The sequence below is a fragment of the Streptomyces sp. NPDC054842 genome (assembly GCF_053611025.1).
Genome location: NZ_JBSGZN010000017.1, coordinates 77256 through 90505, shown reverse-complemented (window position 1 = coordinate 90505; position 13250 = coordinate 77256). Strand labels below are relative to the sequence as shown.

Annotated in this window: 2 protein-coding genes and 1 pseudogene; all 3 read right to left on the bottom strand. The window is 73.9% G+C overall.

Translation table 11 applies throughout. The annotated features are described in order from the left end of the window. Positions 1-108: 108 nt before the first annotated feature. Positions 109-3339 (bottom strand): AMP-binding protein, encoded by a 3231-nt coding sequence (locus ACWGIS_RS15990; protein ID WP_453363008.1) that lies wholly within the window; start codon positions 3337-3339, stop codon positions 109-111. Positions 3340-3535: 196 nt separating this feature from the next. Then, the gene (locus ACWGIS_RS15985) at positions 3536-6667 is read right to left on the bottom strand and encodes a type I polyketide synthase (RefSeq protein WP_453363007.1); all 3132 of its coding nucleotides are present in this window, start codon (positions 6665-6667) and stop codon (positions 3536-3538) included. Positions 6668-6672: 5 nt separating this feature from the next. Further along, a pseudogene (locus ACWGIS_RS15980) lies at positions 6673-13215 on the bottom strand (type I polyketide synthase); the annotation flags it as partial. Between the last annotated feature and the right edge of the window lie 35 nt (positions 13216-13250).

The window sequence follows — 13250 nt, the reverse complement described above, 5'->3', positions numbered from 1 at the left end:
GGTGGGGCGCGGCGGATCGTTGGAGAGCGCGGAAGGGGGCCGAGTGCGGGAAGGGCTTGCCGGAGGGTGCTCCCCCGCCGGGGCGGGAGAGCGGGGCGGGGGCTCGCCCTACAGGACGGCGCCCTGCTTGGTGCGCCTGCGCAGGCTGGGCCTGCTGGACTGGCCGAGGTCCTTCCACATGTCCGACAGGCCGATGACGGTGCGTGCCGCGAACAGCCGGCGGATGGACACCTCCTGCTTGAGTTCGGTGCGGATCAGGCCGACGAGGCGGATCGCGCGCAGGGAGTTGCCGCCCAGGTCGAAGAAGTCCTCGTCGATGCCGACCCGCTCCCGCTCCAGGACGTCGGCGAACGCGGCGGCCAGTACCCGCTCGGTGTCGTTGCGCGGTGCCCGGTAGCTGCCCTCTTCGAAGGCGGGCTGCGGCAGTGCCGCCCGCTCCACCCGGCCGTCGGCTCCCACCGGCAGGGTGTCCAGGACGGTGAACACCGCCGGCACCAGGGATTCGGGGAGCCAGCCGGCGGCGAAGCGGCGCAGTTCGTCGGCGGCGACGCTGTGGCCGGGCGCGGGGACGACGTAGGCGGCCAGGCGCTGCGCTCCGGTGGTGTCCTGCCGGAAGGCCGCGACGGCGTACGCCACTGCGGTGTGTTCGCTCAGCACCTCCTCGACCTCGGGCAGTTCGACGGCGACGCCGCGGACCTCGCCCTGTTCGCCGGCGCGGGCCACGTATTCCAGGCGGCCACCGGTGCCCCAGCGCACCCGGTCGCCGGTGCGGAGCATGCGGGTGCCGGGCGGCCCGAAGGGGCAGGGCACGAAGTGCTGCGCGGTCAGGGCGGGGCGTCCCGCGTAGCCCGGGGTCACGCCGGGGCCGGCCACGTAGAGTTCTCCGCTCACGCCGACGGGGACCGGGGCGAGTCCCGGACCGAGGACGTACAGGGCGGTGTCGTCCAGGGGGCGGCCCGCGGTGCCGGCGTGGCGTACGGGTTCGTCGGCGGCCAGGCGGTGGCAGGCGGCGAACAGGGTCGCTTCGCGCAGCCCGTGGCCGTGGACGACGGCGAGTTCGGGGCAGGCGGCCTTGACGCGGCGCAGGGCGGCGGCGGACACGCGGTCGCCGCCGGTCCACACCTCACGCAGTCCGGCCAGGCTCTCGGGGCGCTGGGCGGCGATCCGGGAGAACTGGACGGCGGGCAGCCACAGCGTGGTGAGGTCGTGGGCGTCACGGGCCGCGGCGAGCGCGTCGGCGTCGAGAGCGGCACCGGCATTGGTGGCGGGGGCGGTGACGACGTGGCCGCCGTTGAGGAGCGGCTTCCACAGTTCCAGGGCGAGGGCGTCGTGGGTGGGCGGGGTGTGCCAGAGCACGGTGCTGTCGCCGGCGCCCTGACCGTGGTGGTCCTGGACGAACTGGCTCATGTTGCGGTGGCTCACGGTCACCGCGGGGTTCACGCCGGGCCGTGTGGAGGCGGGCAGTACCGCCAGCAGGCTGTCGGGGCGCGGCGGCCGTACCGTCTGCGTGGCAGCGGCGGTGGTGTCGTCGGTGGCGCCCCAGGCGAGGTCGGCGGCGGTCAGCACCGGCAGGTCGAGCTGCCCTGCCAGGTGTGCGGTGTGGGCGGCGTCGGTCAGCAGGACGCTCGCCGGTGTCTCGCGCAGCTGCGCGGCGAGGTGGTCGGCGGGGGCGTCGGGGTCGAGCGGCAGGTAGGCGCCGCCGGCCTTCGCGACGGCCAGCAGGGCGACGGCCAGGTCCGCGGAGCGGGGCAGGGCCAGCGCCACGGCGTTCTCACCGGTGAGGCGGCCGGCGAGTGCCTGGGCCGTACGGGTCGAGCGTTCGTCCAGCTCCCGGTAGGTGAGCGTGAGTTCGCCGACGGTCAGGGCCGGGGCGTCGGGCCGGTGGGCGGCCTGCCGGGCGAACAGCTCGGGGACCGTGGGGAGTTCGGTGTCGGTGGCCGGGCGGCGTGCGGGCAGCACCTGCTCGCGTTCGGGACCCTCGAGTACGTCCAGTGCGCCGACGGGCGCGTCGGGGGCGGCCACCGCGGCGCGGATGAACGCGATCAACTCCTCGCCGATGTGGCGCAGTTCGGCGCGGTGGTAGAGGCGGGCCGGGGCGTCGAGGCGGATGAACAGGTCGCTGTCGGCGCTGCCGTCGGTGTAGACGCCGATCGACAGTTCCTCGAAGGTGCCGGTCGTCGCGCCGCTGTAGCGGGCCGGGCTGTCGCCGAAGTGGAGCTGTTCCACGAATTCGACGACGTTGACGACGGCGCCGTAGCTGCCGCGTCCGCTCAAGGGGGTGCCGGCGGCGCGCTGGATGTCGGAGTAGTGGCAGGCGGTGTGGCCGGAGATGTCGTAGGTCTCCTCCACCAGGGCGTCGGCGACCTCGGCGAACGTCGCGGCGAGGTCGACGCGCGCCCGGACGGGCACCACGTTGACCGCGAGGCCGGGGGTGCGGCTGGCCACGCCGACGCGGTTGCCGACGGCCAGCGAGAGGAGGAACTGCGGGCGGTCGCAGCGGTGGCGCAGGAACACCGCGGTGGCGGCGCTGAGCATCTGCGACATCCACAGGCCCATGGACTGCGCGGTCTTGGTCCACACCTCGGCCTCGGCGTGCGGCACGGACAGGGTCCGGCTGACCATGCCGATGGTCTCGGCCACCTCCGACCAGCGGTCGGCGCTGCCGAGCGGTTCGGACAGGTCGCTGCGCTGGGTGTCGGACAGGGTCACGCGCGGCACCTGGGCCGGTGCGGGCGCCTCCGTGAGGTAGGTGCGCCAGAACTCGGTGTCCTGGGTGAAGGTGTCGGAGCCGAGGTACTGCGTGGCCTCGCTCGCGAAGGAGGCGACGTCCCAGGGGTGCGGAAGCGGCGGCACCTGCTGTCCGGCCGCCAGCGCCGTGTACACCTCAGCCAGGCGCTTGGAGAGCAGGCCGCCGGCACCGAATCCGTCCGAGATGAGGTGGTGGTAGGCGATCACCAGCAGGGAGCGGGTGGGAGCGAGGGTGACCACGCCGAGCCGGAACAGCAGGTCCTGCCCGAGGTCGAAGGGCCGGCGCACCAGGTCGGCCATGGCCTCGCGGGCCGCCTGCTCGGGATCGGCCTCGGCGCTCAGGTCGAGGAAGAAGGGCTGCCAGTCGCCCAGGTCGCGGGGCACCAGGCGCAGTGCGCCCTCGTCGTCGACGAAGTTGACGCGCAGCACCTCCGCCTCGGCCATCACGTGCCGGAACGCGGCGGCGATGACGGCCAGGTCCAGCTCGCCGTCCACGTCCCACATGGTCAGCGCATGGTTCGGCGTGTCGGGAGCCATTTCCTGCGCCCGCCACATGCCCTTGTGTGCAGACGACGCACCGAATGAACGCACAAGATCAACCCCTCGACAACAAGCCCGGTTTTCAGCGGAATTCGTGGATCGCCCCCCATCGTCGGGGGGTTTCGGTCGGCCGTTCAAGACAAGGTGGTGCCCGGCGGGACAGGTCGCGTTCGCGCTTGCGCTGTCCCGCCGGCGGGACACTTCCGGTGGGGCCGGGACGCCCGCCGCGGTGTGGGCGGGCGTCCCGTCACCGGGGATCGTCGGCCATCAGCGACACGATGTGCCCGGCGATCAGCCTGGGTGAGGGATGGCGCAGCACCACGTTCGGCTTGAGCTTGCGCCCCGTCGACGCGCTGAGGCGTTTGCTCAGCTCGGAGGAGAGCATCGAGTCGAAGCCGAGTTTCATGAACTCGTCGTCGGGGCCCAGCTGTTCGCTGGAGGAATGCCCGAGGACGACGGCCACCCGTTCCAGGACGTGGTCCAGGACCAGTGCCTGCGCGTCGTCGGGGGACAGCGCCGAGATCATCTCCGACAGCGGCACCAGGCGGTCCTGGTCGTCCTGCCCGGCCGGCTGCTCCGTCGCCTGTGCGGCCGGGGCCGCGCCGGCGACGGAGCTGAGCCAGTACCGGCGGCGGGCGAACGCGTACGTCGGCAGGTCCACCCGCCGACGCGTGGTGAACAGGGCGTCCCAGTCGACGTGGCCGCCGCGCACGTACAGCGCCGCCAGTGAGGTGAGCAGCGCCTCCACCTCGCCTCGACCGCGCCGCGAGGAGGACAGCACCAGCGCGTCGTCCACGTCCTCGACGGTCTCCTGCACGGGGACGGTCAGCACGGGGTGCGGGCTCATCTCGATGAACACCCGCGCACCGTCCTGGGCCAGTTGCCGTACGGACGATTCGAAGCGCACCTGCTCGCGGAGGTTGTCGTACCAGTAGCCGCCGTCCAGGCGGGCGGTGTCGACGGTCTCGCCGTACAGGGTGGAGTAGAACGGCAGCGCGGACGAGGCGGGCCGCACGTCGGACAGGGAGGCGAGGACTTCCTCGCGGACCCGGGTCACGTGGTGGGAGTGGGAGGCGTAGTCGACGGAGATGCGCCGGGCCTGCGCGCCGTCGGCCTTCATCTTCTCGACGAACTCGTCCAGCGCGTCCGGCTCCCCGGAGACCACCACCGAGCGGGGCCCGTTGATCACTGCGATGCTGACCCGCCCGTTCCAGGGAGCCAGCCTGTCCTGCACGTCCTGCGCGGACAGTGCCACCGAGGCCATGCCGCCGTGCCCGATCAGGTGCACCAGTGCCTTGCTGCGCAGGGCCACGGTCCGGGTGGCGTCGCGCAGGGACAGCGCGCCGCACACGTACGCCGCGGCGATCTCGCCCTGGCTGTGGCCCACCACCGCGGAAGGCCGCACACCCCAGGACCGCCACAGGGCGGCCATGGACACCATCACCGAGAACAGCGCGGGCTGCACCACGTCCACCCGGTCCAGGGTCGGTGCGCCGTCCCGGCCCCGGATGACGTCCAGCAGCGACCAGTCGACCCACTCGGCCAGTGCGGTCGAGCAGGCGTCCATGCTCTGTGCGAAGACGGGGAAGGCGTCGTACAGCTCGCGGCCCATGCCGGCCCACTGCGAACCCTGGCCGGGGAAGACGAAGGCGACGCCGCCGACCGGTCCGGCGGTGCCGCGGACCACGGCTGCGGACTCCTTGCCCTCCGCCAGCTCCGTCAGGCCGGTGAGCAGTTCCTCGCGGTCGCGGCCCAGGACGACCGCGCGGTGCTCGAAGCGGGTCCGGCCCGACGCCAGCGACCAGCCGGCGTCGGCGGCCTCCACCCCCGGCTCACGGGTGAGGTGGTCGCGCAGCTTGCCCGCCTGCAGGTGGAGGGCCTGGGCGCTCTTGCCGGACAGCAGCCACGGCACCAGTCCGCCGACGACACCCTCCCCGCCGCCCGGCTCCCGCTCCGGCTCCGGACGGGGTTCCTGGGGCGGGGCCTCCTCCAGGACGACGTGCACGTTGGTGCCGCTGACCCCGAACGACGACACGCCCGCCCGGCGCGGGCCCTGCTCCCGGGTCCACTCCCGCCCCTCGGCGAGGAGTTCGACCCCGCCCGCGGACCAGTCCACGTGCCGCGACGGCGCGCCCACGTGCAGGGTCTTGGGCAGGTGGGCGTGGCGCAGGGCCATGACGGTCTTGATGACGCCGCCGACCCCGGCGGCGGCCTGGGCGTGGCCCATGTTCGACTTCAGCGAGCCCAGCCACAGCGGCCTGCCCTCGGGCCGGTCCTGCCCGTAGGCGGCCAGCAGCGCCCCCGCCTCGACGGGGTCGCCCAGAACGGTCCCGGTGCCGTGCGCCTCCACCAGGTCCACCTCGGCGGGGGTGACACCCGCGTTCGCCAGGGCCCGGCGGATCACCTTCTCCTGGGCGCGGCCGTTGGGGGCCGTCAGCCCGTTGGAGGCACCGTCCTGGTTCACCGCGGTACCCCGGACGAGCGCCAGCACCGGATGGCCGTTGCGCCGCGCGTCGGAGAGCCGTTCCAGGAGCAGTACGCCCGCTCCCTCCGCCCAGCCCGTCCCGTCCGCCGTGTCCGCGAACGCCTTGCACCGGCCGTCCGCAGACAGCGCGCCCTGGCGGGAGAACTCGACGAACATCGCGGGCGTCGACATCACCAGCGCGCCGCCCGCCAGCGCGAGGGAGGACTCCCCCGACCGCAGTGACTGCACCGCCATGTGCAGGGCCACCAGCGACGACGAGCACGCCGTGTCCACCGACACCGCCGGCCCGGTGAGTCCCAGTTCGTAGGCCACCCGCCCGGAAGCCACGCTCAGGGCGCTGCCGTACAGCAGGTACCCCTCCAGGTCCTTGTGGCCGCCCTCCAGGAAGCGCCAGCCGTACTCGGAGGAGCTCACCCCGGAGAACACGCCGACCTCGCTGCCGCGCACGTCGGCGGGGACGATGCCGGCCCGCTCGAAGGCCTCCCACGAGGTCTCCAGCAGCAGGCGGTGGTGCGGATCGACCGCCAGCGCCTCACGCGGGCTGATGTTGAAGAAGTCCGCGTCGAAACCGGCCACGTCGCTCAGGAAGCCGCCCTGGCGGGTGTACGCGCCGCCGACGGCGTCGGGATCGGGGTCGTAGACGTCCCGCCACCCCCGGTCCTGGGGGAAGTCGCCGACGACGTCGCGGCCCTCGCGGACCACCTCCCACAGGTCCTCGGGCGTGGAGACGCCTCCCGGGAAGCGGCATGCCATGGCCACCACGGCGATGGGCTCGCCGCGGCCGGCCTTCAGTGCGTCGTTCTCCTGCCGCAGGCGGTCGCGCTCCTCCAGGAGCGTGCGCAGGGCGCGCTGGACCCGGACCGCCCCGTCGGCATGTTCGGCGGAGTTGGTCATGTTCCTTACCTCTTCTCGTCCAGGGCCAGCTCGACCAGTGCTTCCAGGTCCAGGTCCGACAGCTCGTCCGCGCCGGCCAACCCGTCGGGGTCCGCGCCCGGTGTGCCGCCGTCCGGTGCGGACGTCTCGGCGCACGCCAGGACCAGTTCCAGGACGCCCGCGGCGCGCAGCCTCTCGATCGGCACGGTGCGCAGTACCTCGCGGATCTCGGCGTCCTCGCCGCTACCTTCCGGCGGGGCGTCGTCGGCCGGACGCAGCAGGTCGCAGATGTGCTCACTCAGTTCGCGGGGGGTGGGGTAGCTGAAGACCAGGGCGGAGGGCAGCCGCAGCCCGCTGGCGGCGGCCAGACGGTTGCAGAGTTCGACCGCGGTCAGCGAGTCGATGCCCAGCGGGGTGAACGCCTGATCGACGTCGATACCGGCGCCGGAGGCGTGTCCCAGCACGACGGCGACCTGCTCGCGGACCCAGTCCAGGGCCGCCTGCCTGGCCTCGTCGGCGGGCAGCTGGGCCAGCTTCGCCGACAGCGCGGGCGAGGCGCCGGGGCGGGTGTTGTCCGCCCGGGTGCGACGGCTCGTGCCGCTGTCGGCGAGGTCGCGCAGCGGCGGCGGCAGCTCCTGCGGCACCCTGGCCCGCAGCGCGGCGACATCGAGGCCGGCCGGCACCAGGACCGTCCGGCCGCTCGCGCACGCCGCGTCGAACAGTGCCAGTGCCTGCCCGGTCGGCATCGGCGTGATACCCGCGCGCCGCAGCCGGGACAGGTCGCTCTCCTCCAGGTCCGCGGTCATGCCGCCGGCCTGTTCCCACCAGCCCCAGCACAGCGAGGTGGCGGGCAGGCCCGATGCCCTGCGCCGTAGCGCCAGTCCGTCCAGGAAGGCGTTCGCCGCCGCGTAGTTGGCCTGGCCAGCGGTGCCGAGCGTGCCCGCCAGCGCGGAGAAGTGGACGAACGCCGACAGCGTGTGGTCGCGGGTCAGTTCGTGCAGATGCAGGGCGCCGCCCGCCTTGGCGCGCAGCACGTGGTCGATGTCGGCGGCGGTCAGCGACTCGACGGTGCCGTCGGCGAGGACGCCGGCCGCGTGCACGACGGCGGTCAGCGGGTGGCGGGCCGGCAGGTTCGTGAGCAGTTCCGCCACGGCGGCCCGGTTCCCGACGTCGCAGGCGACGACCCTGACGAGCGCGCCCTCGGCCTCCAGTGCCGCGACGAGTTCGGCCGCGCCCTCGGCGGCCGGTCCGCTGCGGCTGGCCAGCAGCAGACTGCGTACGCCGTGTTCGGCGACCAGGTGGCGGGCCACGACCGCGCCCACTCCCCCGGTCCCGCCGGTGACCAGCACGGTGCCGCCGCCGAAGCCGTCGCCGACCTCCAGGACCAGCTTGCCGGTGTGGCGGCCCTGGCTCATCTCGCGGAAGGTGTCGCGGGCGTCGCGGACACCGCGCACCGAGATCGGGTTGAGCCGGAGGCGTCCCTTGGCGAACAGGGCCATGACGGCCGCGAACATCTCCTGGATCGTGTCCGGGCCCGCCTCGTAGAGGTCGAAGGCCTGGTACGCGACTCCGGGATGGTCGATGGCCACCTGGCGGGGGTCGCGGATGTCCGTCTTGCCCATCTCCAGGAAGTGCCCGCCCTCGGGAAGCAGCCGCAGTGAGGCGTCGACGAAGGTGTGGGCGAGCGAGTTCAGGACGACGTCCACCCCGCGGCCGGCGGAGCTGCGCTGGAAGGTGTCGAGGAAGTCCAGGTCGCGGGAGGACGCCAGGTGCGCGTCGTCCAGGCCCAGCGCGCGCAGTGCGGGCCACTTGGCGGGGCTGGCGGTGGCGTAGACCTCGGCTCCGGCGTGCTGGGCCAGCTGGACGGCGGCCATGCCGACGCCGCCCGCCGCGGCGTGGATGAGGACGCGCTGCCCCTTCCGGAGCCGTATCGCCCGGAAGAGGGCGTAGTAGGCGGTCAGGAAGGTGCAGGGCACGGACGCCGCCTGGGCGTAGGTCCATCCGTCGGGGACGGGGACGAGCATGCGGTGGTCCGCGACGGCGGTGCGGGCGAACGCGCCGGTGAAGATGCCGGCGACCCGGTCGCCGGGTGCCAGGTGGGTGACGTCGTCCGCGACCTCCAGGACGACTCCGGCGCCCTCGCTGCCGAGCCCGGCGTCGATGGCGGTACGGTCCACCAGTCCCAGCGCGATGGTCACGTCGCGGAAGTTGAGTCCCGCGGCCTGCACGGCGATGCGGACCTGTCCGGCCGTCAGGGGTGCTTCCACCTCGGGGCAGGGCAGCCAGGTCAGGTTCTCCAGCGTGCCCCTGTCCGTGATGCCCAGGCGGTGCGGGCCGGCCGGCGGGGCGTCCAGGCGCCGCGCCTCGGGGGCGACGGCGGCCAGCCGCGGTACGAGGCAGGCGCCGTCACGCAGCGCCAGCTGCTCCTCGGGCTGGGCGAGCGTGCCGGCGAACCGTGCCCACGAGCTGTCCGCCTCGTCGATGTCCACCAGCCGGAATCGGCCGGGGTGCTCGCTCTGCGCGGAGCGCACCAGACCCCACACCGAGGCGCCCGGCAGGTCCTCGACGCGGTCGCGGGCCGCGGTGGCCACGGCGTGGCGAGTGAGCACCACCAGGGTGGAGGCGGCCAGGGATTCGTCGGCGAGGAAGCGCTGCAGCAGGTCCAGGACGCGTTTGTCCGCCTCGCCGACGCTGTGCAGGACGTCGGCGCCGTCGCCGGCGTCCTCCAGGCACATCACGAGGTGCCCGGGGGCCCGGCCGGCCGTGGCGTCGCGCAGTGACGGGTAGGCCACGGCGTTCTCGCCGCCCGTCTCCAGCAGGCGGCGGGTCAGGGCGCCCGAGGTGCCGAGCACCCCCCAGCGTCCCCGGTGGGGTGCGGGCGCGTGGGCCGTGGCCGGCCGCCAGTCCAGCGCGTACAGCGGCTGTCGCCCCGCTCCGCGTGCCGCGCGCACCTGTTGGGCGACGGCCGGGCGGAACGTGAGCGTCTGGATGTGTCCGCAGGCCCGGCCGTCCTCGTCGGCGAGTGACACGGACACGGCGCCCTCACCCACTCGGGACAGGCGCACCCGCAGGCTGCCGCCGACGGGCCGGTCGATGGTGACACCGCTCCAGGAGAAGGGCATCCAGCCCTGCTCGCCGGTCACTTCGATGACGCCGCCGGCGACGACCGCGTGCAGGACGCTGTCCAGCAGTGCGGGGTGCAGGGCGAAGGCGTCGGCGGGCGGGGCGTCGGCGGTGTCGGGCAGGGTGGCGAGGGCGTAGACGTCGTCGCCGTGCTGCCAGACCTCGCGCAGCCCGCGGAAGGCGGGGCCGTAGTCGAACCCGGCGTCCGCGAAGGAGTCGTACAGGGCGTCGATGTCCAGCGGGCGGGCGCCGGCCGGCGGCCACGCGGTGAGCGTGTGGGTCTCGGGCGGTGTGCCGGGCGCCAGGTCGCCTCTGGCGTGGCGGATCCAGCCGCCCTCGGTGGCCGGGTCCTGGTCGGGCCGGGCGTACACCTCCACGCCGCGGCGGCCGGTGTCGTCCGCCGCGCCCACGACGACGCGTACCTGCACGTCGCCGTCGGGGGGCAGGAGGAGCGGGACTTCGAGCGTGAGTTCCTCGACCGTGCCGCAGCCGGTGTACTCGCCCGCCGACAGCGCCACGTCCAGGTAGGCCGTGGCCGGTACGACGGCCGCGCCGAACACGCTGTGATCGCCCAGCCAGCCGTGGGTGCGCAGGGACCACCGGTCGGTGAAGACGACCTCACCGGTGGCGGGGTGCTCCAGTACGGCGCCCAGGAGCGGGTGCCCCGGGGCCGACAGTCCGGCGGAGGCGACGTCCGCCGGCCGGCTGCCCTCCTGGAAGTCCAGCCAGTAGCGGCGGCGCTGGAAGGCGTACGTCGGCAGGTCCGTCCTGCGGCGCGTCCCGTACAGGGCGTCCCAGCGGACGGGGTGGCCCTTGACGTGCAGGGCGGCCAGTGCGCCGACGAGGGCCCGCGGACCTTCGCGGTCGCGTCGCGAGGCGGACAGCACGACGGCGTCGTCGATGCCCGCGCCCGCGAAGGCCTCCTGGGTGATGGACGTCAGGGTCGCGCCCGGCCCCACCTCGACGAAGACGCTCGCCCCGGCGGCGCGGGCGCTCTGTACGGCGTCGTGGAAGCGCACGGGGTGGCGCACGTGCTCGACCCAGTACCGGGCCGACGTGAGCTCCGCGAGGGTGGCCTGGCGCCCCAGCCTGGTGGAGACGACGGGGATCGACATCTCGCCCGTGGGCAGCTCGCCCAGCGCGTGCGCGAACTCCTCCAGGATCGGGTCCATGAGCGGGGAGTGGAAGGCGTCGTCGACGGCGAGGAGCTTCGCCGACCTGCCGTCGGCGAGGAGCCGGTCGCGCAGGGTGTGGACCTGCTCGCGCAGGCCGGAGACCACCACCGAGTCCGGACCGTTGACGGCGGCGATGGCGAGCCGGTCGTACGAGGCGAGCAGCGGGCTCACCTCGCTCTCCGAGGCGCGTACGGCCAGCATGGCGCCGGGTTCGGTGACGGTGCCCATCAGGCGCCCGCGGGCGGCCACCAGACGCGTCGCGGTGTCCAGGTCCAGCACTCCGGACACCTGGGCGGCGGCGATCTCGCCGACGGAGTGGCCGATCAGGTGGTCCGGGCGCGGGACGTACTGCTCCAGCAGCCGATAGAGGCTGACCTGGAGGGTGAACAGCGCGGGCTGGGCGACGTCGGTGCGCCGGCGTTCGGCGGGTTCCTCGGCCAGGAGCAGGGGTTTGAGGGCGAAGGGCAGGTGCTCCTCGAAGCGCGCGCAGATCTCGTCCAGGCTCCGTGCGAAGACGGGGCAGGTGTCGTAGAGCTGCCGGGCCACGCCGGCCCACGCCGATCCCTGTCCCGGGAACATGAAGGCGGTGGTGCCCTGGGGGGTGGCGACGCCGCGGACGACCGCGGCGGACTCCCCGCCGGTGGACAACGCCTGGAGCGCGTCGCCGAGTTCGGCGCGGTCGCCGCCCAGGACGACGGCGCGGTGCTCGAAGCAGGTGCGGGTGGAGGCCAGCGACCAGCCGGCGTCGGCGAGGTCCAGGTCGTCGGAGGCGGCGACGAAGTCGTGCAGCCGTTGTGCCTGCTCCCGGAGTGCCTGGGCGCTCTTGCCCGACACGATCCACGGCACCGGGCCGGCGGCCACCCCCTGCGCCGCGTCCTGGTCCGACGGCTGCGGCTGCGGTTCGGACGGGTGCGACGGGGCCTGCTCCAGGATCAGGTGGGCGTTGGTCCCGCTGGCCCCGAAGGAGGACACGCCGGCGCGGCGGGGCCTGTCCTCGGGGGTGGTCCACTCGCGGGTCTCGGTGAGCAGTTCCACCGCTCCCGCGGACCAGTCGACGTGGGTGGAGGGGCGGTCCACGTGCAGCGTGCGGGGCAGCACCCCGTGCCGCATCGCCATCACCATCTTGATGATGCCGCCGACCCCCGCCGCGGCCTGCGTGTGACCGATGTTCGACTTCAACGAGCCCAGCCACAACGGCCGTCCGGACTCCCGTTCCTGCCCGTACGTGGCCAGCAGGGCGCCCGCCTCGATGGGGTCGCCGAGGGTGGTGCCGGTGCCGTGCGCCTCCACGGCGTCCACGTCGGCGGCCTGGAGGCGGGCGTTGGCCAGCGCCGAGCGGATCACCCGCTGCTGGGCCGGTCCGCTGGGCGCGGTCAGTCCGTTGGAGGCGCCGTCCTGGTTGATCGCCGAGCCGCGGATCACGGCCCAGATGTCGCGGCCGTTGCGCCGGGCGTCCGAGAGCCGCTCCAGGACCAGCACGCCGACACCCTCGGAGAAACCGGTGCCGTCGGCGGCGTCCGCGAACGCCTTGCACCGCCCGTCGGCCGAGAGCCCGCGCTGGCGTGACATCTCCCGGAACACCTGCGGTGTCCCCATGACGGTGACTCCGCCGGCCAGGGCCAGGCCGCACTCGCCCTGCCGCAGCGACTGCACCGCCTGGTGCACGGCGACCAGTGACGAGGAGCAGGCGGTGTCGGTGGACAGCGCCGGGCCCTCCAGACCGAGCGTGTAGGCGATCCGGCCCGAGGCCACACTCAGCAGGGAGCCGATCTGCCCGTAGCCGGCGATGGCCTCGGGGGTGAAGAAGTGGTTGCCGTATCCGAAGTAGGCGAGTCCCGCGAACACGCCCGTGTCGCTGCCGCGCAGGGTCTCGGGGTCGATCCCCGCCCGCTCCAGCGACTGCCACGAGGCCTCCAGCAGCAGCCGCTGCTGCGGGTCCGCGGACAGCGCCTCACGCGGGCTGATCCCGAAGAAGTCGGCGTCGAAGTCACCGGCGTCGTAGAGGAACCCGCCCGAGCGGGTGCTGCACGTGCCCGGGTGGTCGGGATCGGGGTCGTACAGCTTCTCGATGTCCCAGTGGCGGTCGTCGGGGAAGCCGGACACCACGTCCGCGCCCGAGCGCACCAGCTCCCACAGCTCCTCGGGGGAGCCCGCCCCTCCGGGGTAGCGGCAGGCGACACCGACGATCGCGATGGGCTCGGCGGCGGCGTCCGTCAGTTCCCGCAGGCGCTTGCGGGTCTCGACCAGTTCGATCGAGGTGCGCCTGAGGTAGTCGAGGACGTCGGCGTTGTTGTCGTTGGTCATCG